Source organism: Bradyrhizobium sp. AZCC 1721 (assembly GCF_036924715.1).
GTDB lineage: Bacteria > Pseudomonadota > Alphaproteobacteria > Rhizobiales > Xanthobacteraceae > Bradyrhizobium.
In genome coordinates this window covers 2980380-3004720 of the sequence record NZ_JAZHSB010000001.1, presented here as the reverse complement: position 1 = coordinate 3004720, position 24341 = coordinate 2980380, and the positions used below count along the sequence as shown (strand labels likewise).

Annotated in this window: 22 protein-coding genes; 10 read left to right on the top strand and 12 right to left on the bottom strand. The window is 61.8% G+C overall.

Annotated features, from left to right (window positions below):
- Positions 1-139: 139 nt before the first annotated feature.
- Both V1273_RS14160 and V1273_RS14155 read right to left on the bottom strand, forming a co-directional pair.
- Positions 140-388, bottom strand: a complete 249-nt coding sequence (locus V1273_RS14160; protein WP_334382686.1) for a hypothetical protein — start codon at positions 386-388, stop codon at positions 140-142.
- Between the two features lie 122 nt (positions 389-510).
- Positions 511-1434, bottom strand: a complete 924-nt coding sequence (locus V1273_RS14155; RefSeq protein WP_442894089.1) for a complex I NDUFA9 subunit family protein — start codon at positions 1432-1434, stop codon at positions 511-513.
- A gap of 528 nt (positions 1435-1962) precedes the next feature.
- On the opposite strand from V1273_RS14155, the gene V1273_RS14150 reads away from it, so the two are divergent.
- The 4 genes from V1273_RS14150 (at position 1963) to V1273_RS14135 (ending at position 5495) form a co-directional block, all read left to right on the top strand.
- Positions 1963-2229 (top strand): hypothetical protein, encoded by a 267-nt coding sequence (locus V1273_RS14150; protein ID WP_334368220.1) that lies wholly within the window; start codon positions 1963-1965, stop codon positions 2227-2229.
- Between the two features lie 294 nt (positions 2230-2523).
- Entirely contained in the window at positions 2524-3477 is a 954-nt protein-coding gene (locus tag V1273_RS14145; RefSeq protein ID WP_334409996.1) for a tripartite tricarboxylate transporter substrate binding protein, read from the top strand.
- On the top strand, positions 3474-3956 hold the full coding sequence (locus V1273_RS14140; protein WP_334382690.1) for a tripartite tricarboxylate transporter TctB family protein: 483 nt from the start codon (positions 3474-3476) through the stop codon (positions 3954-3956). The genes V1273_RS14145 and V1273_RS14140 overlap by 4 nt, the downstream gene beginning before the upstream one ends.
- A gap of 3 nt (positions 3957-3959) precedes the next feature.
- Complete coding sequence (locus tag V1273_RS14135) at positions 3960-5495, top strand: tripartite tricarboxylate transporter permease (RefSeq protein ID WP_334409995.1); 1536 nt, start codon at positions 3960-3962, stop codon at positions 5493-5495.
- Positions 5496-5516: 21 nt separating this feature from the next.
- Here V1273_RS14135 and V1273_RS14130 read toward each other — a convergent pair whose 3' ends face one another.
- Positions 5517-6341: an AraC family transcriptional regulator gene (locus tag V1273_RS14130; RefSeq protein WP_334409993.1), complete on the bottom strand. Its 825-nt coding sequence runs from the start codon at positions 6339-6341 to the stop codon at positions 5517-5519.
- Positions 6342-6494: 153 nt separating this feature from the next.
- On the opposite strand from V1273_RS14130, the gene soxC reads away from it, so the two are divergent.
- The 6 genes from soxC (at position 6495) to V1273_RS14100 (ending at position 12597) form a co-directional block, all read left to right on the top strand.
- Positions 6495-7727, top strand: coding sequence for a sulfite dehydrogenase (gene soxC / locus V1273_RS14125; protein ID WP_334409992.1), 1233 nt, complete (start codon positions 6495-6497; stop codon positions 7725-7727).
- Positions 7714-8277 carry a c-type cytochrome gene (locus V1273_RS14120; RefSeq protein ID WP_334368215.1) on the top strand — a complete coding sequence of 188 codons (564 nt, stop codon included), beginning with the start codon at positions 7714-7716 and terminating at the stop codon, positions 8275-8277. Before soxC ends, V1273_RS14120 begins: the two co-directional genes overlap by 14 nt.
- 65 nt (positions 8278-8342) lie before the next feature.
- Positions 8343-9563, top strand: coding sequence for an MFS transporter (locus V1273_RS14115; RefSeq protein WP_334409991.1), 1221 nt, complete (start codon positions 8343-8345; stop codon positions 9561-9563).
- Positions 9564-9645: 82 nt separating this feature from the next.
- The gene (locus tag V1273_RS14110) at positions 9646-10521 is read left to right on the top strand and encodes a glycine reductase (protein WP_334409990.1); all 876 of its coding nucleotides are present in this window, start codon (positions 9646-9648) and stop codon (positions 10519-10521) included.
- Positions 10522-10544: 23 nt separating this feature from the next.
- On the top strand, positions 10545-11828 hold the full coding sequence (locus V1273_RS14105; protein ID WP_334409988.1) for a tetratricopeptide repeat protein: 1284 nt from the start codon (positions 10545-10547) through the stop codon (positions 11826-11828).
- Between the two features lie 76 nt (positions 11829-11904).
- A complete protein-coding gene (locus V1273_RS14100) occupies positions 11905-12597 on the top strand; it encodes a cupin domain-containing protein (protein WP_334409987.1) in 693 nt (230 codons plus the stop codon).
- 51 nt (positions 12598-12648) lie between these two features.
- Here the strand turns inward: V1273_RS14100 and V1273_RS14095 are convergent, their stop codons facing one another.
- The 9 genes from V1273_RS14095 to V1273_RS14055 form a co-directional block, all read right to left on the bottom strand.
- Positions 12649-14574, bottom strand: coding sequence for a potassium transporter Kup (locus V1273_RS14095; protein WP_334409985.1), 1926 nt, complete (start codon positions 14572-14574; stop codon positions 12649-12651).
- A 156-nt stretch (positions 14575-14730) separates the two neighbouring features.
- Positions 14731-16632: a potassium transporter Kup gene (locus tag V1273_RS14090; RefSeq protein ID WP_334409984.1), complete on the bottom strand. Its 1902-nt coding sequence runs from the start codon at positions 16630-16632 to the stop codon at positions 14731-14733.
- A 158-nt stretch (positions 16633-16790) separates the two neighbouring features.
- Positions 16791-17618 carry an OmpA/MotB family protein gene (locus V1273_RS14085; protein ID WP_028349766.1) on the bottom strand — a complete coding sequence of 276 codons (828 nt, stop codon included), beginning with the start codon at positions 17616-17618 and terminating at the stop codon, positions 16791-16793.
- 33 nt (positions 17619-17651) lie between these two features.
- Positions 17652-18425, bottom strand: a complete 774-nt coding sequence (locus tag V1273_RS14080; RefSeq protein WP_065745280.1) for a motility protein A — start codon at positions 18423-18425, stop codon at positions 17652-17654.
- Between the two features lie 212 nt (positions 18426-18637).
- A complete protein-coding gene (locus V1273_RS14075; protein WP_334382702.1) occupies positions 18638-19606 on the bottom strand; it encodes a Bug family tripartite tricarboxylate transporter substrate binding protein in 969 nt (322 codons plus the stop codon).
- Between the two features lie 39 nt (positions 19607-19645).
- Positions 19646-20365, bottom strand: a complete 720-nt coding sequence (locus V1273_RS14070; protein ID WP_334382703.1) for an RraA family protein — start codon at positions 20363-20365, stop codon at positions 19646-19648.
- A 129-nt stretch (positions 20366-20494) separates the two neighbouring features.
- Entirely contained in the window at positions 20495-21376 is an 882-nt protein-coding gene (locus V1273_RS14065) for a CDP-alcohol phosphatidyltransferase family protein (RefSeq protein ID WP_334384261.1), read from the bottom strand.
- Positions 21377-21449: 73 nt separating this feature from the next.
- Positions 21450-22148 (bottom strand): phosphatidylserine decarboxylase, encoded by a 699-nt coding sequence (locus V1273_RS14060; protein ID WP_028349771.1) that lies wholly within the window; start codon positions 22146-22148, stop codon positions 21450-21452.
- 57 nt (positions 22149-22205) lie between these two features.
- The gene (locus V1273_RS14055; RefSeq protein ID WP_334409983.1) at positions 22206-24194 is read right to left on the bottom strand and encodes an ABCB family ABC transporter ATP-binding protein/permease; all 1989 of its coding nucleotides are present in this window, start codon (positions 24192-24194) and stop codon (positions 22206-22208) included.
- Between the last annotated feature and the right edge of the window lie 147 nt (positions 24195-24341).

The following is a 24341-nucleotide window of genomic DNA, read 5'->3' as shown; positions in this document are numbered from 1 at the left end:
ACCCATTGCGGTTGGCAGGCTTGCCCGAGCGAGCACAAAGCGCCTGCAGACTTATGACGCGCATGAAGCATCTGATGCGCATGAAGCATCGTCCTTCGCGGACGGATGGAGGGATCCAGCCCGCGCCAATTGCCCGGGCCTAGATTCGATCACGCAGCCCTTTGACGCCTTCCCTTTCGGCGCAATGCTCGCAGCAGAAGAACGTGCCGGACTTCTCCAATCCGTGCCCGACGATGCGGATGCCGCAATGATCGCAGGTCGGCGCGAGCGCATGAATGGCGCACTCGAAACTATCGAAGGTGTGCGCCTTGCCGTTCATTGTGACCTGAAAGGACTTGTCATAGTCATTGCCGCAGGTTTCACATGTAGCCATGATGTCCGCCTTCACTTATGACGCGGTCGCCCTCGCATTGATTAAATTCAATAACGGGGTCTCCAAAGGTTGGTTCCTCATCTTGAGCGCAACATCGACCAACCCGGCGTCCGTTGACGCGGATTGGTCGAGGCGTCTCATGCTCCGGAATCAGACAGCATCTTCTGGAGTATTGCCTCGACCGAGTGCGGCGATATCCCAAGCTCGGCAAATCCAGGCATATCTGGCGATGACACCGTGTCGATTTCCATCAGCTCCACTTGATTGCGCGTGAGGAATGGAATCCGGAGCGTTTCGGAGGCCCATGCCAGTGCATGCCAAGCGACAAACGGGACTGGAATCAGTCGAGGTGCGAGTCCGGCTTGGTGCGCCACGGCTCTCAGCAACTCCTCGTAAGAATAGACGCGGGGGCCGCCGAACTCGAAGATGTCAGTCGTCTCGGCGCGCTGCATGATCCGGCCAATCGCGTCAGCAACATCATCCACACAGGCCGGCTGCAGTCTGGTCACGCCGCGGCCGAACATCGGATAGACGGGAAGCTGGCGGAGCAGCTTGAGGATGACGACGAGAAACGCGTCGTCCGGTCCGAACATCACCGCCGGACGGATCAAAGTTGCCTCGGCGAACGCCGTCCGGACCGCCAGTTCGCCCTCGCCACGCTTCCGGATGTAGCGCGATTGGGAGGTGGCATCGGAGCCGATTCCCGAAATGTGGACCAGCCTTTTGACGCCAGCCCTGTGCGCTTGAATGGCTACCCGCCGGGCGGCCTCGACGTGAACGGATTGAAAAGTCTCCGCTCCGCGCTCGATGTAAAGACTGACCGCATTCACGACGCCGTAAGCGCCGGCAAGCGCCTCCGCGACCGACCGCTCGTCGTGAATGTTCGCCTCTACGGATTGAAGTTGCGGGTCTTCGGCGCCAGGCAAGGTGTAGCCGTGATCGGGATGCCTTGACGCGGTCCGAACAGGAAATCCGCGTGAGCGCAGTTGTCGAACGATGCGGCGGCCCAGAAAGCCGGTTCCGCCGAACACGGTGACGATCTGATCGTTCGTTGCCACCATGGCCCATTCGCCAAATCATGTCGCAACCGCCCCCATTATAGCGGCTTCGAACCCTGCTGCGAGAACTAACTGCAAGTCTGCAAATGATGAGGCCGAGTCTCTCGCAGCGGTCTTGCAGGGCGGACGCGCAAAGAGCACGCGAGGGCGCAGGCGCTAGCAGCAATCGCTCTACAGGCAGGGCAATCGCTCTGGCGCAGCCACAGCTCCGATCCGCTAGATCATCACGGTACCCACATCGAACCGGACGGAGAAAAAAGATGATCTGGAAAAGCATCGTCGGACCCCGTGCGATTGCACCCGATTCTGCGCGCTGGTCCGCAATATCTGATTCTGCTCGCAAGGCGGCTGAGACAGTCTCTGACTTCGCCAGCATCATTCACAACCTGGTTATGGATATACGCAATAGCTACCGGCCCGAGCTGCACTACATGCGCGGCCCCGGCCCGAAATGGCGCGCCAAGCATCAGTCTTGGCTAGGATTAGATTCTGACTGCCCACGTTCCCCAGTGTGCTGGAAAGGGTCCCCTCATGCGGAATCTTAGCTTCGGACAGGTTGGTCTTCTCGTGATCTTGCTAGCCCTGCTTGGCCTCACTGGCGTATGGGCTGTATCGGTGTGGAATGCCACGAGCGACGCCGTAATGGATAAGCACGGCTGGATCGCCCTTGGACTCGGAACGTTCTTTTCACTCCTGATCGGCTGCGGGCTGATGGCCTTGATGTTCTTCAGCAGCCGTAGCGGTCACGATGACGCCGCCGACCCGTTCAGGGAAAGGCGTGAGCCACCCGCTGAATGAGTTGTAACGGGGGCCCAAACAAAAAGCGGTCCCGGATCTGCCGGGACCGCTTAAGCTCGTGAGTGTTGTCCCTCCGGGGCGACATTCCCAAAATCCGCACGCGGCGTGACGCACAAGCAGCCGCTTAGGATACTCCGCGAGGCGTCTCAGGGCACCGGTGGACTCAGCCCGAATTTGGATTGGCGGTGCGCTGCACACGCCGCCGGACCATCCTTGTCGCATCATTGTTTGCGAAGTGCTGGCGTCTTGCTATGATCGAAAGAAAAACAATCAACGGCGATAGGGAGATGCGTCATGAGGGCAGTGCTCCGCAGTTTGGCGTTGACAGCAGCCTTGGCCGCGATGGCCATGCCGGCCGCGGCTCAAAACTATCCTGAGCGCCCGATCAAGATGATCGTGCCGTGGGCGGCAGGCGGCGATACGGACAACATCTTTCGTCCATTTGCGCCGCTTCTACAGAAGCATATCGGTCAGCCAATCGTGATCGCCAACGTCACGGGCGCCTCCGGCACCGTCGGGGCGCGCGAAGCCAAGGGCTCGCCGCCGGACGGCTATACGCTTTATGCGGTGCACGACTACATCCACCTTGTGCACTATGCCGGCGTCACAGACGTCAAATACAGCGACTTTGAGCCGATCTGCCTGCTCTCTGCGACGCCATCGGTCCTGACGGCGAGCCCCAAGACGCCCTGGAAGACCTGGGCCGAGCTTGCCGAAGACGCCAAGAAGCGTCCGGGCCAGATCACCGTGGGGGCGACCCTCGGATCGACCAGCCACATATTCCCGGCGCTCATCGAAAAGGCGGCCGGCGTCAAGTTCAAGTACGTCTCCTATGAAGGCCTCGCGCCGCGCATGAATGCCATTCTCGGCGGCCATGTCGATTTGACGGATTCCAACCTGACGCAGAAGGGCAAGGTCGATGCAGGGCAGCTCAAGTTTCTTGCCATTGCTGCCGAAAAGCGCGATCCCGAAGCCCCTGACGTGCCGACGCTGAAGGAGCTCGGCATGGACATCGTCTACGCGGTTTTGCGCGGCCTGATAGTACCGAAGGGCACGCCGGCCGCGGTACGCGCCAAGCTGGACGAGGCCTGCGGAAAAGCCGCCAAGGAGGCGGAGTTTGCGGACGCGATGAAGAAGCAAGGCACGCGCGTCTCCTATCTCAACGCCGCCGAATACGGTCCATTCCTCGACAAGCTCGACCGGGAGAGCAAGGTGATCATGACCGAGCTCGGTCTTGCCAAGCAATGAGACTTGGCCGCGATAGCCTTGCCGGATTGATCTTCCTCGCGGTCAGTCTGGCTCTGCTCGTGCAATCGTTTGGACTTCCGCAACTGCCGCTGGTGCCGGTCGGTCCCGGCTTCTATCCGCGCATCGTTCTGATCTTCATGGCCGTGACCAGCGCGGCGCTGATCGTGCAGGATCTGGTCGCACCGCGCGCTGAGCCGGCCGACGTCCCAGTTCCGGCGCAGCCGCAACGGGCCTATGGCCTGGTCGCGCTCGCCTTCGTCATTGTCGCGCTCTACCTGGTACTTCTGCCTCTGCTCGGCTATCGCATCGCCACCGTCCTGTTCGTCGCCGCGTTGCAAGCGACACTCGAGAGGCCTACGACCTGGCGCCAATGGGCGGTCCTCGCGGCAATAGCGATTGGCACGTCGGCGGTGACGTATCTGGTCTTCGAGCGGTATCTCACGGTGCTGCTTCCTCGCGGTAGCTGGACAAACTGGTAGGCCATGTTCGAGCTTTTGGGACATGGGCTGCTGACGGTGCTGCAGTGGAATTATCTCGTTCCGCTGTTCGCGGGCACGCTCATTGGCGTCATCGGCGGTGCACTGCCGGGCGTCACCATCACGATGACGATCATCGTCATCCTGCCGTTCACCTATGGTCTCGATCCTCTGCAGGGGCTGGCCGCGATGACCGGCGTCTATGTCGGCGGCTCCGCCGGCGGCCTGGTCACCGCGTGTCTGCTCGGAATTCCGGGCACGCCTTCGGCGATCGCCACGACCTTCGACGGCTTTCCGATGGCGCGGGGTGGCGCGCCCGGCCGGGCGATCTGGCTCGGCGTGTGGTCGTCGTTCTTCGGCGGGCTGCTCGGCGGGCTGTTCCTGATCCTGGTGACCGGGCCGCTCGCGGCCATCGCACTTCAGTTCGGACCGTGGGAGTATTTCTCGCTGTTCGTGCTGGCCATGGCGATGGTGGCGGGTCTGGCCGAGTCCTCGTTCATCAAGGGCCTGCTGTCGACCGCCATTGGCCTCCTGATCACCGTCATCGGCACGGACCCGATCGGCAGCGTGCCGCGCTTCACCTTCGGGTCCGAGTTCATCAGCGGCGGCTTCCCGTTCCTGCCGGTGCTGATCGGGATCTTTGCCTTCGCACAGATCATGTCCGACATCGAGAAGACAAGAGCGCCAAAGACGCCCGAGGCCGTTCTGGCCGCGCAACCGAGTCTTGGGGTTTCCCTTGGGGTTTCCCACCTCAAGGTGATCGGCGAAATCCTCGGCCGTCCGTTCCTGCTCTTGTGGTCGACGGTCGTCGGCATCCTGATCGGCGTATTGCCGGCGATCGGCGGCAGCGCCGCCAATATGCTGGCCTACGACCAGGCGAAGAAGTTCTCGCGCCACCCCGAGCGTTTCGGCACAGGCATCCCCGAGGGCATCATCGCCTCTGAGTCGTCCAACAATGCCAATGTCGGCGGCTCGCTGGTGACCATCATGGCGTTCGGCATCCCGGGCGACGCCGTGACCGCCGTCATGCTGGGCGCCATGACGATCCACGGCATCCAGTCGGGGCCGCTGTTCGTCTCCCAGCAACCCGCCCTCGCCTACGGTATCTACGCCGCATACATTTTGGCACACCTGCTTATGGTGCTGATCCTGGCCGCGGGCGCGCTATTCATGCTTCAGATCACCCGGGTCAGGCTCGCGGTGCTTGCGCCCATCGTGCTGGTGCTTTGCGTGATCGGTGCTTACGCGCTCAACAACACGATGCAGAGCGTGTATGTCCTGCTCATCTTTGGTGTGTTCGGCTATGCGCTGGTGAAGGGCGGATTTCCGTTGGCTCCGCTCATCCTCGGCCTCATCCTCGGCGATCAGATCGAGATCAACCTTATTCGGGCGATCATGACGGACGACAACCCGCTGCTGTTCTTCACGCGGCCGATTTCCGGCGCGCTACTGTTCTGTGCGGCGCTATCGGTCGCCCTGGCTGTCTGGCAGCACCTGCGTCACCAGGCGCGAACCGCGCGTGAGGAAGCACCCGACTTCTGACGCCGAGTTCGACCCTGCGCTTCATGCGGCCCCACTACCAGCTACGTGGCTTAGATTGCGTCTATATTGAAGAGGACTAACTCTCATTTCCGAGCGAAACATGAATATGAATGCTGACGCCGAGGAATAACCAAGGCGTAGTGCGATCTCCGTGATCGGAAGGTCGCTGCCCAACATTTCTATCGCCTTGAAAAGGCGCAGACGCTGACGCCAGGTGCGCAAGCTCATGCCGACTTCGCTCTCAAAGCGTCGGGTCAGCGTTCGCGGCGACATCCCGATCTCAAGCCCCCACTTGTCACTGTGACGGGGATTGGCGGGATCGGCATAAAGGTTCTCACAAAGTGCAAGCAAGGCCGGGTGGGTAGGCCATGGGAGGGCTCCCGAGATGGGCGTTGCCCGTCGCAACTGCTCGAGGATGAGTGCGGTAACGCGGTCGGCGTAGTGACGATCTTCTTGTTTGAGCGATACGGCCTCTATGATGAGTGCCCGCAGAAGCGCGGATACATGAATGACCGCCGTCCCGGAGGTCATTCCTTGGCTTGCGTCATCGGCTACCCAGAGGCTTCGGAATTCCGCGCCCATGAGGGAGCCGACCGAGTGTTTGGTACCGGTCGGCAGCCAGACGGCCTGTTCTGGGGAAATGACGAGACTTCTTCCGTCGGCGTTGACGGTGAGCGCGCCGGAAATCGCGTAGACGAGTTGATTCCAGGTGTGGCTGTGCTCGGCAAAGTAGCTTCTCGCAGGAAGCGACTGGACCCGGACGATCAGAGGCTCGGGTGATCCAAGACCTCGCGGGCTATCGAGTGGCTTCCATCCAACGTTTTTGCGCGATTTGTGACGTTTCATCGATATAAATTGGCATTTTGTAGAGGGAAACACCAGTGGTTTGTTCTTAGGCTGAGGGGAGTGAAGGCAGCCCGCTGCTGGCGGGCCAGTGCAAGTGCCGTTCAGTCCAGCGCGCTACGCAGGCGCTACCGAGACCTAGGGAGGGAAAGCGCAATGAGCGTAAGCCGACGAAGAATCCTGGCATCGGGGGCGGCGATCGCAATCGGCGGCTTGTCCTCCAATTCCCGCGAGGCCCAAGCCGGCACCGTTCCTCCGAACGTTCCCGAATGGATGCATGAACAGGGTAGACCGATTCTGTCGCCGGCCTACGGACTGCCGTCGAAATTCGAGAAGGATGTCGTGCGCCGCATTCGGGAGCCCCGCGCCACCGACACCGAGGCCTTTAGCGTTACGCCGTTGCAGAACCTGCACGGCATCATTACCCCAAATGGGTTGGTCTTCGAACGTCATCACGCCGGCGTGCCCGAAATCGCACCCGATCAGCATCGCTTGCTTGTCCACGGCCTGGTAGACCGGCCGCTGATCCTGACGATGGACGATCTCCTTCGGTTTCCTGCGGTCACCCGTATTCACTTCCTGGAGTGCTCCGGTAACAGCTCCACCGAATGGAGAAAGTCCGGCTACCATTCTGTCCAGCGCACGCACGGGCTGTTGTCCTGCTGCGAATGGACCGGGGTGCCGCTCTCGACAATCTTGGGAGAGGTCGGACTGAAGTCAGACGCCAAATGGATCTTGGCCGAGGGCGCCGATGCGGCCGCCATGACGCGCAGTGTGCCGATTGAAAAGGCGCTCGACGATGCGCTCCTTGTCTATGCCCAGAACGGCGAGATGCTGAGACCGGAGCAAGACTATCCCGTCCGGCTATTCCTTCCGGGCTTCGAGGGAAACATGTCGGTGAAATGGCTGCGTCGCCTGAAGATCGGCGATCGTCCGTGGCATACGCGAGAAGAGACCGCGCGCTACACCAACCTGCTTGCGAACGGCAAGGCGTATCAATTCGCATTCGACGTAAAGTCCGTGGTGACCTTCCCGAATGCCGATCGCAGCTTCAACGCCCCGGGGTTCTACGAAATCTCTGGAATCGCTTGGTCCGGACGCGGCCACGTCACGTGTGTCGACGTTTCCGTTGACGGCGGTACCACATGGCGGCGGACCAGGCTCCAGGAGCCGGTTCTCGACAAATGCCTGACCCGTTTCCGACTGCCATTCAACTGGCAGGGCCAGCCTCTGGAGATCCAAAGCAGAGCTTACGACGACAAGGGCTGGATGCAGCCCACCCGTTCGAGCCTGATTGCCGCGCGGGGAACAAATCCCCGGTACCACTTCAATGCAATTCAAGGCTGGAAGGTCGCTGCTGATGGAGTCGTCACCAATGCGAGCACTTAGCGCCTCCGTTGTTGCCCTGCTCTTCGTCGCCGGTTCTGCGCTCGCGCAGCAAGCGCGGCTCGGCCTCGGCACGCCGGCCACTTCGGAACAGATCCGCGGGTGGGACATCGACGTGCGGCCGGACGGCGCCGGGTTGCCGCCAGGCAAGGGTACCGTCGAGCAAGGCGAGAAGGTTTATGCCGAGCAATGCGCCGCCTGTCATGGCGAGAAGGGACAGAACCCGGCGAAAGGCTTCGACCGCCTCGTGGGCGGCAAGGGTACGCTGGCGACGCCAAAGCCCGTTCAGACGGTCGGCAGTTACTGGCCCTACGCAACAACGATCTTCGACTACGTCAATCGAGCCATGCCGTTCACCGCGCCGAACTCGTTGACGGCGGACGAAGTCTATTCGGTCGTGGCCTACCTGCTCTACGTCAACGACATCGTCCCGCGGCAGGCGGTCATGGATGCGCAGGAATTGAAGAAGGTGAAGATGCCCAACGCGGAAGGCTTCATTGCCGATGGGCGACCCGACACCGAGGACTTGAAATGCAAGGCGGATTGCAAATAGCCGGATCTACGCCGATGCCGAGCTTGATCGCGGGACATCTCATAGACTGGCGGAGCAGTCGCAGCATGAACTTCAATTTTCCCGCGCTCAACCATGAGGCGGCGATAGCCGTTCGCCGAGAGCGCAGCAATGTCGTAAGGCTTGCTGTCGCTCAGGCTCTCGCGGGCGCCAATTCTACGGTCGTCTACGCAACCGGGGCTGTCGTTGGCGACATGCTGGCGCCCAGCAGGACGCTGGCGACGCTGCCGGTTTCCGTTTTTGTCGTCGGCATGGCACTCTGCACACTGCCGGCGGGCGCCGTCGCCGAACGGTATGGTCGGCGTACAACATTCCTGCTCGGTGCGGGCAGCGGCATCCTCGCGGGCTTGATCGCGTTTCTTGCGGTCCTCCAGGGGTCGTTTCCGCTGTTCTGCACGTCGACCTTTTTCGGGGGCGCCTACGCCGCCGTGGTGCTCTCCTTCCGCTTTGCCGCGGCCGATTGCGCAGCGCCGGAACGGCGGCCCCGTGCTCTTTCCGCTGTGATGGCCGGCGGTGTATTCGCTGGTGTGATAGGTCCACAACTTGTGACGCACACCATGAACTTGTGGGGGCCTTACCTCTTCGCTGCGACGTTTATTGGCCAAGCGGCGCTTGCGGCTTTCTCCGCAGTCATCCTGGCGGGCGTTCAGCTTCCTCCGCCGACTGCAACTGAGCGAGGCGCTGGAAGGCCGCTCGCTGTGATCGCCTACCAGCCGCGTTTCATCCTGGCAGTGATCTGTGGGGTCGTTTCCTACCTGCTCATGAACTTCATCATGACGGCAGCCCCGCTGGCGATGAAATTCTGCGGGTTGTCCCAGGAGTCAGCCAATCTTGGTCTGCAGTGGCACGTCATCGCGATGTACGCCCCCAGCTTTTGGACAGGACGCCTTATCACGCGGTTCGGTTCATCCGCTGTCGTCGCCGTCGGGCTGGCGCTCATCGCTGCCTCATCGTCGGTGAGTCTGCTCGGCATCGACGTCGCGCATTTCTGGGCGACGTTGATCTTGCTCGGGATCGGTTGGAATTTCGGCTTCATCGGTGCTTCGGCCATGGTGCTGGAATGTCATCGTCCCGAGGAAAAGGCGCGAGTCCAGTCGCTCAATGACTTCGTCGTCTTTGGCACGATGACGGTCGGTTCATTCCTCTCCGGCGGGCTGCTATCGTCCTTCGGCTGGTCGACCGTCTTGGTTCTGTCGTTCGTACCACTGCTGATCGCGTTGTTGGCGCTAATTGGGTTTTCGTATCGAGGCAACCTACAGCAAACCTGACCAGCACGGCGCTTGCCGCCTTGCCGATACAAAGTGTTCAAGCCAGCCGGCTTGCGTAAGAAACGTTTCGAGGAGATGCGACATGAACGAAACAGACGCCCCAGTGCAATATATTGAGCGCACGCGCCACTTCTACCGTGCTCTCGGTTACGCCAACGACTATGTCTGGGCGAGCTTTGATGATGTCCCCTTCACCCGGCCTGCCAAGCCACTGTCGGAGCTACGCATCGCACTGATTACCACGGCTAGTCCGCTGGATTTTGATGGGGTGAAGCGGGTGTGGTCAGGCGTCGTTTCGCCGCCGCCGGAGAAGCTGTTTACCGACAATGTTGCGTGGGACAAGGAGTCGACCCACACCAATGACCGGGCCAGCTTCTTGCCGATAGAAGCCGTTTTCGAATTAGTCGCTGAAGGAGTCATCGCCGGACTGACGCCGCGCTTTCACGGTGTTCCGACAGAATACAGCCAGCGAAAAACGGTGACCAAGGATTCGCCCGAAATCCTGGCGCGCGTTCGACAAGATGGAGCGGATGCTGCAATCCTTTGCCCCCTTTGCCCCGTTTGTCACCAGACCGTGAGCCTGGTGGCTCGTCATCTCGAAGCGAATGGAATTCCGACCGTCATTATCGGTTCGGCGCTGGACGTTGTCGAGCATTGCGGCGTTCCACGGTTCTACTTCACGGATTTTCCGCTGGGCAATCCGTGCGGGCATCCTTGGCGATCCGACATGCAGCGCGAGATCGTGCGCCAGGCGCTCGCCCTTTTTGAGACATCGAAGACGCTGCGAACAACTGTCAAGGCGCCGTTTGCCTGGAACGAAGAAGGGGCCGTCTGGCGGGCTCGATACGGTCGGGTCACGCCCGCAGATCGAGAGCGACTGCTCAAACTAGGCGATGAGCGGCGCCGTAAGCAGGCGCAATCCAAGCAGGCGGCTGCCAATCGAGAATCATCCGAATGACTGCGAACTCGATGAGAAATTTCGTGAGCGCTTTTGAAGACCGATACGGGAACACGTTGAGCACAAGCTCCAGCAATGCCCGCGACGCTTATATCGTCGGCGTTGACAAGCTGTTATCGGCCGGCTGGGGCATTGATCAAGCGTTCCGTGAGGCGATCGCGGCCGATGAAAACTTTGCCCTTGCACACATCGCGCTTGCGCGGAGCTTGCAGGTTCTCGGTCGGGGCCACGAAGCAAAAGCTCCGCTCGAACGCGCGTTGACGCTCGCCCCAGCCACGACAGCGCGCGAGCAAAGTCATATTGCGATCTTTGCCAAAATCCTGGGCGGTCGGGGCGCTGAAGCTGTTTCGATGATAACCGAACACATCAAGGACTGGCCCCGCGACGCCATGGTGCTGGCGCCGGCCACCGGTGTTTTCGGTCTGATCGGCTTCTCCGGTAGGTCCGGGCGCGAGGTCGAGCAGCTAGCACTGCTGGAGCCGCTGGCCACGCACTATGACGATGACTGGTGGTTTCGAACGGTGCTCGCGTTTGCCGAAATCGAGCTGCATAAGCTCGACAGTGGTTTCAAGAATATCGAGGCCGCACTTCGCGGCTTTCCTCGCAACGCACACGCGGCGCATATCAAGGCCCACCTGTTCTACGAGAAGGGGCAGCGCGAAGAAGGGCTCGCCTATCTCGACCAATGGAACGCCGCCTACCCGCGAGAGGGACAACTGCATTGCCATATAAGCTGGCATCTTGCCCTCTGGTCGTTGGAGACCGGCAGGCGCGATCAGGCATGGAATATCTATCGCGAAGCGCTGCATCCGGGCGGTTCGTGGGGCCCACAGATAAATGTTCTCACCGACTGCGCTTCGTTCCTTGCACGGGCCGAGATGGCAGGTGAGCCGCGATCTCCGGAATTGTGGAGAGAAATCAGCCAGTATGCGGCGAAGTGGTTTCCAAATTCAGGGATCATCTTTGCCGATATGCACAGTGCACTTGCCTTTGCAATGGCTGGCGATGCGGAGGCACTTGCGAGGATGATCGAGAACCCAAAGGGACCCGCTGCGGACATTCTGGTACCGATTGCGCGCGGCTTCGACGGTTTAGCGAGGGGTGACTGGACACGGGTCGTCGATGAACTAAAGCCGGTTTTGCAGGCCCATGAAAGGGTCGGAGGTAGTCGCGCGCAGCGCGACCTCTTGGAATATTCCGTGACCTGCGCCTTGCTACGCAGTGGTCGCGCCGACGAAGCGCGGCGCCTGATCGCGTTACGACGACCTCAGAATGCGGCGAGCGGACTTCCGCTCGCCGGAATCTAAAGCGGGCACACTGCAGCTAGAGCCGAGGTAGTGAAGCGCCAAGTTTTGGATAGTGCTACCATGAGGGAGAGCAGCGATGCGCATTAACGATGACCTATCAAAGCCAGTTTTCGTTCATGCCGCAAAAATGGACTGGATAGCCAGTCCGTCGGCCGGCGTTGATCGGCGCATGCTGTTCCGCATTGGCGGGGAAGTCGCGCGCGCCACATCGGTTGTGCGTTATGCTCCCGGCAGCGCTTTCCCGCGTCATACGCATAGCGGTGGAGAAGAAATTGTCGTCCTGGAAGGCACCTTTCAGGACGAGCATGGCGATTACCCCGCGGGCACCTATTTTCGTAATCCTCCGGGCACGTCGCACGTCCCCGCCTCGAAGGATGGCTGCACCATTTTCGTCAGGCTGTGGCAGTTCCGTGACGGGGACCAGATTCAGATCGTGCGTCGACCAGGTCAGGGAGAACAGGTCGAGCCGCGGCCTGGCGCAATGAAAGCAACCGTCCTGTTCGAAGATGGGCATGAGGAGGTGCGTCTGGAAGAATGGGAGCCAAGTAAAACCATCAGCGTTGCGAACACGCGCGGGTTGGAGTTTTTCGTTCTATCGGGGGGACTAACGATCGGGAGCGAAGCGCTGGAGCCGCAGAGCTGGGGCCGCCTGCCCGCCGGCGTCGACTTGAACGCGAGAGTTGGTTCGCAAGGTGCGAAAATCTGGACGAAGGAGGCGCCGCTGCTGCATCCGGATGTCTGTCGGCTTCCCGGCAAACCAGCAGCCTAACCGGGAACAACAAAGTAAGAAAAGCTCCTCGAATCCGAATTGAGGTCTTCCCTAGATCGTGACCTGCGTTCCGACTTCCACCACGCGTCCGGTCGGAATCTGGAAATAGTCGGTGGCGTCGTTGGCAGCGCGGCTGAGGCGGATGAACAGCAAATCCTGCCAGCGCGGCATGCCCGAATGCGCGGCAGGTTTGAGCGCGCGGCGGGACAGGAAGAACGACGTCGACATGATGTCGAACTGCCAGCCGAGCTTGCGGGCGATGGCCAGCGTCTTCGGCACGTTGGGCGATTCCATGAAGCCGAACCGAAGCGTCACCCGGGAGAAGGTCTCGCTGAGCTGCTCCATCCGCACCCGCTCGGCATCGTCGATCCGCGGCGTCGGCGCAGTCTCGATGGTGAGGATGACGTTCTTCTCATGCAGCACCTTGTAATGCTTCAGGCTGTGCATCAGCGCTGTGGGCGCGCATTCGGGATCGGAGGTCAGAAACACGGCCGTGCCCGGGACCCGCTGCGGCGGACGCTTCTCCAGCATCGCGACCAGTTCGGCCAGCGGGAATTCCAGCTTGCGCGACTTCTCGAACAGTAGCCGGCTGCCGCGGCGCCAAGTGTACATCAAGAGCATCACGATGCCGCCGAGCGCGAGCGGCACCCAGCCGCCCTCGAACACCTTCAACAGATTGGCGGCGAGGAAGGTGACATCGAGGAACAGGAACGGAGCGATCAGGGCTGCGGCCGCGATCGGCGACCATTTCCAGACCCGCCAGATCACGACAAAGCCCATCATGGCCGTAACCACCATGGTGCCGGTCACGGAGATTCCGTAAGCCGAAGCCAGCCCGCTCGAGGAGCGGAACAGGACCACCAGCAAAATCACCGCAACGAACAGCAGCAGATTGATGCGGGGAATGTAGATCTGCCCGGAATGCGCTTCCGAGGTATGGCGGATTTCGAACCGCGGCAGCAGCCCGAGCTGGATCGCCTGGCGCGTCAGCGAGTAGGCGCCGGTGATGACGGCCTGGCTCGCGATCACGGTCGCCGCTGTCGCAAGCGCCACCATCGGGATCAGCGCCCAGTCCGGGAACATGAGGAAGAAGGGGTTTTCGATCGCCTTGGGGTCGGCGATCAACAGCGCGCCCTGCCCCAGGTAATTGATCGCCAGCGACGGCAGCACGATGAAGAGCCAGGCGGTCTGGATCGGCCGCTTGCCGAAATGGCCGAGATCGGCATAGAGCGCTTCCGCACCGGTGACGGCAAGAAACACCGCGCCGAGCGTGATGAAACCGATCATTCCGTGATGGAGCATGAAGGAAACGGCGTAGAGCGGATTGAGTGCGTGCAGCACCTCGGGGTGCCGCATGATCTGCGGCACGGCTGCGACCGCGATGACAGCGAACCAGACGCACATCACCGGTCCGAAGAACGCGGCGACGCGCGCGGTGCCGCGGGATTGCACGGCAAACAGCGCCACCAGAATGATGACCGTCAGCGGCACGACATAGTGTTCGAAGGTAACGGTGACGAGCTTGATGCCCTCGATTGCCGACAACACCGACAGCGCCGGCGTAAGAACCGCGTCGCCATAAAACAGCGCGCCGGAGATGATGCCGAGCAGCACGATCGCCGCCCCGCCCTTGCCGACCGCGCGCTGCGCCAGCGCCATCAGTGCCAGCGTTCCGCCCTCGCCATTGTTGTCGGCGCGCAAGAGGATGACGACATATTTCAGCGTCACCACCACGATCAGCGCCCACAGGATCAGCGAGAGCACGCCGAGCACGGCCTGTGGCGTGGCACCGGCCGCAGTCTCGCTGGCGGCGACCACCGCTTCGCGCAGCGCGTACAGGGGGCTGGTGCCGATGTCGCCATAGACGACGCCGATGCTGCCGAGCATCAGCGCCTTGAAGGTGGCGGTGGAATGCGCTTCGCCATGACCGTTGGCCGCGGGCGTTTCCGCCGCGGGGATCGCAAACTGGACTGACATGAGATGGGGGCCTCGGTTCCTTACCGCACTGCACAAGTGCAGAAGCGCAGCCCTATACTCCCGGGACGGATGGGCAGGTTAGCCGGAATCCAGGCCTCCGGTATGCGCTTTCCGCATAGATGGCGGCGAAGGCTGCGGCCAATTTTCCATCTGAAATCAGATGGTTACTTGGGTACCCACTTCTACGACCCGCCCGGTCGGGATCTGGAAGTAGTCGGTGGCATCGTTCGCCGACCGGCTCATCGCGATGAAGACATGATCCTGCCAGAGCGGCATGCCCGACTGCGCCGAGGGCTTGAGCGACCGCCGCGACACAAAGAACGAGGTCGCCATGATGTCGAACTGCCAGCCGAGCTTGCGCGCGATCACCAGCGCCTTGGGCACGTTCGGGGATTCCATGAAGCCGAACCGCAGCCGGACGGTAGAAAACTTCTCGCTGATGGTTTCCATCTTGACGCGCTCTGAAACATCGACCCGCGGCGTTTGTGCGGTTTCGATGGTCAGGATCACGTTGTGCTCGTGCAGCACCTTGTTGTGTTTGAGATTGTGCATCAGCGCGGTCGGCACGAAGCTCGGATCCGAAGTCAGGAACACCGCCGTGCCCTTGACGATATGCGGCGGGCGCTTTTCCAGGCTCTTGATCAGGTCCATCAAGGGCACCTCGATGCGCCGCGTCTTGGCAGTCAGGATCGCGGCGCCGCGGCGCCAGGTCCAGATCATCACGGCGACCGCAACGCCGAACAGCAGCGGCACCCAGGCGCCTTCCAACAGCTTCAGGAGGTTTGCGGCAAAGAAGCTCATGTCGACGACGACGAGGGGCAGTATCACGGCCGCCGCTGTCGCCGCGCGCCAGTTCCACAGCTTCCAGATCACGACAAAGCCCATGATGCCGTCGACCACCATGGTCGTGGAGACTGCAATGCCATAGGCCGAGGCAAGACCGCTGGAGGTGCGGAACAGCAGCACCAGCAGAACCACTCCGATCAGCAGCATCCGGTTGACCCGCGGCAGGTAGATCTGGCCGGCATGGGCCTCGGAGGTGTAGCGAACCTCGAAGCGCGGCAACAGGCCGAGCTGCACCGCCTGGCGGATCAGGGAAAAGGCGCCCGTTATCACCGCCTGACTCGCGATCACGGTGGCGGCGGTCGCCAGCACCACGAGCGGGATCAACAACATCTCCGGGACCATCCGGTAGAATGAGTTTTCGATCGCCGACGGATCGGACAAGACCAGCGCGCCCTGTCCGAAATAATTGATCAGCAACGACGGCAACACGAAAAAGAGCCATGCGGCCCGGATCGGCTTGCGCCCGAAATGCCCGAGGTCGGCGTAAAGCGCCTCGCCGCCGGTCACCGCCAGAAACACCAGGCCCATCGTCACCAGACCGATGACGCCATGGGACAGCATGAACTGGATCCCATACCAGGGATTGATCGCGTAGAGCACCGTGGGATCGTCAGAGATATGGACGAGGCCCATCACCGCCAGCGTCACGAACCAGACCACCGTGACCGGGCCGAAGGCCGAGGCGACGCGCGCGGTGCCGCTGCTCTGCACCGAGAACAGCACGACGAGGATGAAGATCGTCAGCGGCACCACATAGTGTTCGAGCGCGGGCGTGACCAGTTTGAGACCTTCGACCGCCGACAAAACCGAAATCGCCGGCGTGATCATGGAATCGCCGATGAACATCGACGCGCCGACCACGCCGAGCGCCAATAGCGGCAAGCTCCGCCGGCCCAGCGCCCGCTGACCCAACGCCATCAGGGACAGCGTACCGCCCTCGCCGTTGTTGTCGGCGCGCAACAGCAGCAGCACATATTTGGCTGTCACCACGATCAACAGTGACCACAGGATCAGCGAGAGCACGCCGAGTACAATGATGCGCGATACCGACTGGCCTTCGGCCGCGTGGGTGGCGGCCTCGCGGAACGCATACAGCGGCGAAGTGCCGATATCGCCGAACACCACGCCGATACTGCCCAGCGTCAGGGCCCAAAAGCCGGAGGTGGCATGCCCATCATGGGCTGCTTCGGTAGATGTGACGCTGACAGTCATGATGGAGAAGGAACGTTCTCGTCGTTGATTTGATCCGGGCGGCTATCGGCGCTTCCGCGTTGCCTGTCAATCATCGCGCGACCATAGCACCACGCGCGATCCGGGACTGGCGCAAAGTAGCCACAGCGCCACGCTGGTATTATGGTAGTCGAACCGTATTACGGCTTCAGGTTAGGCGGAAGCGGTGGATTTTCGCGCATCAACGTGATGGTAACGCGACGGTTTGCCGGCAGCGTCGGATCGTCGGGAAACAGCGGCTGGCTGTCGGCCTTGCCGCCGACGGCGTAGATGTGGGATGCGGGCAGTCCTTCGCGTTCGAGGATCTGGCGCACGGCATTGGCGCGGTCCGCCGACAGATCGAAGGCGCCATATTCGCCGCGTGACGGCAGGAAGCCGGCAGAGGTGTGGCCGACAATGTTGAGCCGCAGCGGCGTCGCCTTCAGCGGCACGGCCAGTTTCTGGATCAGCCGGCGGGTGCGGTCGTACGGCACCTTGGAGCCGTCGGCGAACATCGAGCGGCCATCCTGGTCGACGATTTCCAGATTGAGCCCCTCTTTGGTTTCCTCGAACATGATGTTCTTGGACATTTCGGTCAATTCCGGCATGTCCTGCAGCGCCTGGCGCAACGAAGCCGCAGCGAGCGCGAACTCGCGATCGACTTTCAAGCGGGCGCCGTTTTCGCGCTGACGGTCCTTGTCGTCGGGCGTCGGGGTATTGGAGGCATCCTCGGGCGGAATATGCTCGACGTTCTTCAGCTTCGGCCGCGTCGGCAGGCCGTCGGATTCGACGATTCCCGAATGCCGGGACTCGGTCTGCACGCCAAACGCCTCGCGCATCGAGCCGGCGACGATCTTGAGCTTTTGCTGGTCCTGGCTGGAGAACGCAACCAGCATCACGAAGAACGACAGCAACAACGCCATCAGATCGGCGAACGTCACGAACCAGCCGTGACCGCCATGCGCCTCTTCGCGTTTTTTCTTGGCCATGCTTTATGTCCGCGCCTTGATGCTATCAGCCGATCAGGCCGGAACCAGTTCGCCTTCCTCGTGGCGGTGCTTTTCGGGCAGATAGGCCAACAGCATTTCACGCACCAAGGCCGGGCTCTTGGAATCGCGGATCATCAGGATGCCGTCGATGATCAGCGTGCGGTTGGTTTCCTCGTCGATCAGCTTGCCATGCAGCTTGTCGGCGATCGGCAGGCAGATCAGGTTCGCCACCAGCGCACCGTAAAGTGTTGCCAGCAAGGCCACTGCCATAAAGGGACCGAGCTTCGAGGGATCCGACATGTTCGAGAACATCTGCACCATGCCGAGCAGCGTGCCGATCATGCCGAATGCCGGCGCGCAGTCGCCGATGGCCCGATAGATCTTCGAACCCTCGTTCAGATGCATCAGAAAGTTGTCGCGATCGCGCTCCATGTTGTCGCGGATGAACTCGAGGTCGTAGCCGTCGGCGACGTAGCGGATGCCCTTGGCGAGAAACGGCTCGTCGGTCTCGACCTTTTCCAGTCCGACCGGGCCCTGCTTGCGTGCGATTTCCGCGATGCGTGCCAGTTCGTCGACCAGGTCGCGCGCCGAGAGCCGGCTCATGGTGAAGGCGAATTTCGCGCCGAGCGGCATGCCGTGCAGGATTGCGCTGAGCGGAAAGCGGATCAGGGTTGCGGCGAACGAACCGCCGAAGATGATGATGACGGCATGGATGTCGTAGAACATCCGGAAGTCACCGCCCATCAAGATCAGCGTCGACAGTACAATAATGCCGACGATCAGGCCAACGAGCGTGGTGATATCCATTCTGAACTCCAACGCGTACGCAAATTACCGGCCATCCTGACCGGTCGCGCGCTCCATTCGGAGCTGGCGCAGAGGAACCCTACGACCGCGCAATTAAAGAGCCGTAAAGGTTAAACTCGAACAGGGATCGTAAAAATGCGGGGCGGCGGCCACACGGTCGCAAGGATTCGCTAACCATAATGCGCCGGCACGCGGCTGGCATTCCCTCGTCGTCACTGCGCCTGGGTGCCCATGCCGGCTGACTTGATGATCGGCCACCATTTTTCGATCTCGGCCTTCTGGAAGGCGGCCAATGCTTCCGGCGTCTGCTGCGCGCGCGGAGCGACGTCGAGTCCGAGTTCGGTAAAACGCTTCTGGATCGCGGGATCGGCCAGCGCCTCTGTTGTCGCCGCATTGAGCTTGGCGATGATCTCTCTCGGTGTGCCCTTCGGCGCCCAGAAGCCGAACCAGCCGGACATGTAGAGACCGGGTACGCCACTCTCGTCCGCGGTCGGAATGTCCGGCATCGAGGCCGAGCGCGTCGGCGAAAGGTTGGCGAGCGCCTTGATCTTGCCGGCGCGGATTTGCGGCAGCGCCACCGCGCCCTGCACCACCAAGAGATCGACCGTGCCCGAGACGAGATCGGTCATCGCAGGCCCGGCGCCGCGATAGGGAATGAACTGCACCTTCTGCTTGGTCAGGTTCTCGAACAAAACGCCGGTGACGTTCGCCGCCGCATTCTGGTTGACGAAATTGATCTTGCCGGGGTTTTCCTTCATCCACGCGACGAGTTCGGCCAGCGTGTTCGCCGGCAGGTCCTTCTTGGCGACCATGAGCTGCGGGTTGTTCGAGACCAGCGCGATCGGCTCAAAATCCTTTTCGAGATCGTAGTCGAGCTTGTAGATGATGCTGCCGACGTGGGTGTCCCACTGGCCGATGTCGAAGGTATAGCCGTCAGGCGCAGCGCGGGCGACGCGACCGACGCCAATGCTACCGCCGGCGCCGCCGACATTTTCGATCACGACCGACTGGCCGAGCGTTGCCCGCATCCGCTCGCCCATGATCCGCGCGGCGGTATCGGTCGATCCGCCCGGCGGGAACGGCACGATCAGCGTGATCGGCCGCGAGGGATAGGTTTGTGCCTGCACGGCTGCGACACCGAGAAGGAACGATAATGACAGTGCCGCCCAGAACCGTCTCATAGCGCTCCCCCTCGCCCGTTTGTTAGATCCGACTTTTCGTCAGTGAATCTCCGCCGAGCGCTTCAGCGCCTCTTTCAGTTTTTCCAGCGTGAAGTCCGGGCTGCGCGCGATCTCCAGGATCGGCGTCTCGCGCCGGCCGCAGAGTTCGGCGGCCTCCGGAACCTTTGCCGCGATGTCGATGGGGATCACGATGGCGCCGTGCTGGTCAGCGTGGATCAGATCGTCCGAATGCACCGTCATGCCGGCGACGCGCACCTCGCCGCCCCAATGTTCGGCATGGACCCAGGCATGCGACGGTCCGATCGAACCGGCCAAAGCCTGGAAGCCCGGCGCCCATTGCGGGATATCGCGGATCGAGCCGTCGGTGATAACGCCTAGGCAGCCGAGCGCCTTGTGCACGTTGCTCTGCACCTCGCCCCAGAACGCGCCATAGCCGACATCGGCGCCATCGATATCCTGGATCACGGTGATGCGCGGGCCGAAGCCGGTGCCGACATATTCGTAATAGGCGATGCGGCGCTTCGCCTGCTCATCGGCGGGAAGCGTGGATTTGAGCACCGAGCGGATCGTCACCGTGCGGGCGTAGCCGACCATCGGCGGCAGATCGGGGAACGGACAGACCAGCGGCTTGGTGGTGTAGCCGATCAGGCGGCGCTCCGGCGCCACGATCTCCATCGCATTGCAGATCGTCGGGGTGTCGTAGCGCGCCAGCGCCTCGAGGACGGAAGCAGGCAGCGGGGCGGTAACGGCTTTGTTCACGGCGTTCTCTCCTGATTTTTTCGGCCCGGCTCTTTGAGGCCGTAGTTCGCTAAGCCCTATAGCCGAGATTGGAGGAGAACCCAACTCGGCAGCGCTCATGGCAGCCATATCGGAGAGTGGCGAGGACGCTCAGTTCAGCCGCGCCGGCCGTTCGTCCTCGGTTTCGCTGGGGGTCGGCGAGAATGTCGCCGGAGATGACGCCGTGGTTTCAGCCGTCGGAGCCGGCTGTGCGGCAAGGGCGGCGTTGCGCTCATGATCGCGATAGGATTTCCAGCCCCAGGGCAGGCTCACGAGGTAGAGCACCGAGCCGATCGAGAGGATGTGCCAGGGGTAGCCGATAAGAAGCGCGACGAAGAACACCACGGAGACGAAGACCGGCAACACCATTTCCGGCGGCACGCGCATCTTCACCGTCTTGCCGGAAAATACCGGCAGCCGCGACACCATCAGGAACGCGATCAGCAACGTATAGGCCGCGGTCAGCATTGCCGGCGGCTTGGGGACGCCGAGAAACGCCAGATAGAACGGCAGCATCGCAAGGATCGCGCCGGCCGGCGCCGGCACGCCGGTGAAATAGTTCGCAGCAAAGGCAGGCTTGTTCGGATCGTCGATGCTGGCGTTGAAGCGCGCAAGCCGCAGGCCGCCCGCGATCGCAAACACCATCGCGGCGATCCAGCCGCCATTGTTCAATTCCTGGAGCTGCCAGAAATACAGCATCAGGCCGGGCGCGACGCCGAAATTGACGAAATCCGCCAGGCTGTCGAGCTCGGCGCCGAATTTCGACTGGCCCTTGATCATGCGCGCCACGCGCCCGTCGACCCCGTCAAGCACCGCCGCGAATACGATCGCCGCGACCGCGAGCTCCATGCGCCCTTCGATCGACAGGCGGATCGCCGTCAGCCCGGCGCAGATCGCGAGCAAGGTGATGACGTTGGGCACCAGCATCCGCACCGGGATCGGGCGAAACCGGCGGCGGCGCAGTTCAGGGTATTTGGGGTCCGGGATCAGCATGCCAGCCATTATATAGCAAGCGCCGGCCCGGTTTGCCATTGGCAGCCGCCTAGCCATTTAGGCGCCGAATTGGTTAATCGGCGCGAAAAGTCCGGCCCTGCTCGGTCGAGCCGAAATCGGCCAAAATCGTCTCGCCGGCAATCGCCGTCTGGCCTTCCGAAACCAGCGATCTCGTGCCTTCGGGCAGATAGACGTCCAGACGCGAGCCGAAACGGATCAGGCCGAACCGCTCGCCGGCGCCGATCGACTGGCCTTCGCGCACGAATGAGACAATCCGCCGCGCTACCAATCCGGCGATCTGGACCACGCCGATCCGGCCGTTCGTGGTCGAGATCACCAGCGAATTGCGCTCATTGTCTTCGCTGGCCTTGTCGAGCTCGGCATTGATGAAGGTGCCGGGCCGGTAGGCGATACGGTCAATCCGGCCGGTCACCGGGCTGCGGTTCACGTGGCAGTTGAACACGCTCATGAAGATCGAAATGCGCGGCAAGGGCCTATCGCCGAGGCCGAGTTCGGCCGGCGGCAGCACCTGAGCAACCATCGAGACGCGACCATCGGCCGGCGACACCACGATGCCGTCGCGCACCGGCGTCACGCGGACCGGATCGCGGAAGAACAGCGCGCACCAGACGGTCAGGATGGTGCCGATCCAACCCAGCGGCGTCCAGAGCCAGAACAGGATCAGGCTGGCCAGCGCAAAGCCGCCGATGAACGGATAGCCCTCCGAGTGGATCGGTGGGATCTGCGCGCGGATGGAGTTCGCAATCGACATTGAGGCTCACTGTTGTCTGGCCAGCTTCCTGCCTTTGGAAGTAGCGGCGTATTTGGATTATTCCGCGGCGGTTGCCAAGGGATCTTTGGATTTTGGCTGATCGCCGGCCGGCTCATTGAGCGGATCATCGACCGGCGGCGGGGCGCGGTTCGGCGCTTCGTTGCCGTCGTCGATCTGCGCGAGCTTCTCCCGCGCCGCCTCGGCTTCGCGCTGCCTATTCCACATGCTGGCATAAAGCCCGCCGGCTGCCAAAAGCCCGACATGGGTGCCGCGCTCGGCGATGCGCCCTTGATCCAGCACGATAATTTCATCGGCGCCAACGATCGTCGACAGCCGGTGGGCAATCACCAGCGAGGTGCGGCCGCGCGAGACGCGCTCCAGCGCTTCCTGGATTTCGTGCTCGGTGTGGCTGTCGAGCGCGGAAGTGGCCTCATCAAGGACAAGGATCGGCGGCGCCTTCAACACCGTGCGCGCGATCGCCACGCGCTGCTTCTCGCCGCCCGACAGTTTCAGGCCGCGTTCGCCGACCTGGGTTTCGTAACCCTTGGGCGAGTTGCGAATGAAGCTGTCGATCTGCGCCAGTTGCGCCGCCTCTTCCACCTCGGTATCGCCGGCGTCCCAGCGGCCGTAGCGGATGTTGTAGCGGATGGTGTCGTTGAACAGCACGGTATCCTGCGGAACCATGCCGATCGAGGCGCGCAGGCTCGCCTGCGTGACGTTTCTGATATCCTGGCCGTCGATCAGGATTTTGCCGCTGGAGACGTCGTAGAGGCGGAACAGCAGCCGTGAAATCGTCGACTTGCCGGCGCCTGAGGGACCGACGATCGCGACCGTCTTGCCGGCGGGCACCTCGAAGCTGAGGCCTTTGAGGATCAACCGCTCCGGATCATAGGCAAAGCGCACGTCCTCGAAGCGCACATTGCCGGCGCTGACCACGAGCGGCGCGGCGCCCTCGATGTCCTTGATCTCCGGATTGCGCGACAGCACGTTGAACATCTTCTCGATGTCGATGATCGCCTGCTTGATCTCGCGATAGACCATGCCCATGAAGTTCAGGGGCTGGTAGAGCTGGATCATCATGGCGTTGACCATGACGAAATCGCCGACCGTGTTGGTGCCGTTGCGCACGCCCAGCGCGCACATCAGCATGGTCGCGGTGAGGCCGATGGTGAAGATGACCGCCTGCCCGGTGTTGAGCACCGCGAGCGAGGTATAGGTCTTGACGCTGTTATGCTCGTAGCGCTCCATCGAACGGTCGTAGCGTTCGGCTTCGCGCGTCTCGGCGCTGAAATACTTCACCGTCTCGTAGTTGAGCAGCGAGTCGATCGCCTTGGTGTTCGCTTCGGTGTCGGAATCGTTCATCTTGCGGCGGATTTCGATCCGCCATTCGGTCGCGATGTAGGTGTAGTACATGTAGATCACGACCGTGATCGCGGTGACCAGCACATAGCGCCAGTCGAACTGCCACAGCAGCACCGCCATCAAGAGCGAGACCTCGACGATGGTCGGGATGAGCTGCAGGATCACCATCCGCACGATCACCTCGATGCCGGTGCGGCCGCGCTCCAGGACGCGCGTCAGGCCGCCGGTCTTGCGCTCCAGATGAAAGCGCAGCGACAATTCGTGCATGTGAACGAAGGTGATGTAGGCGAGTTTGCGTACCGCATGCATGGCGACGCGGGCGAAGATGCCGTCGCGAAACTGCGTCAGCACCGCCATAAGCACCCGCACCGCGCCGTAGCTCGCGGTCATTAGCAGTGGCGAGGCGATCAGCCACAGCATCCAGTTCGAGGCCTCGACCGGTGCCGTGCCCATGCCGTTGAGCGCATCGATCGCCCATTTGAAGGTGAACGGCACCGTCAGCGTCGCGAGCTTCGCCGCGAGCAACAGCACCATCGACCAGATGACGCGCATTTTCAGGTCCGCGCGGTCGCCGGGCCAGATATAGGGCCACAGGTGAACCAGCGTCCCGATCAGGGTCGCCTTTTCGGGAGCGTTGTCGGCCGGCAGTTGGGCGATATCGGTGTGCGAATCAGAATCAGCCATCGCTGTCGCGCCCAACGCAAGATGGCGCACCGACCGCCGTCAGATGGTTTCTGATGATCTGCATAGGCCCGTCATATAAAGCGTTTAACTCTCCCGTACAGCCTTGAAAGATAAATCTTTCCCCCGTTTGGTTTGATTTCGGGCCTA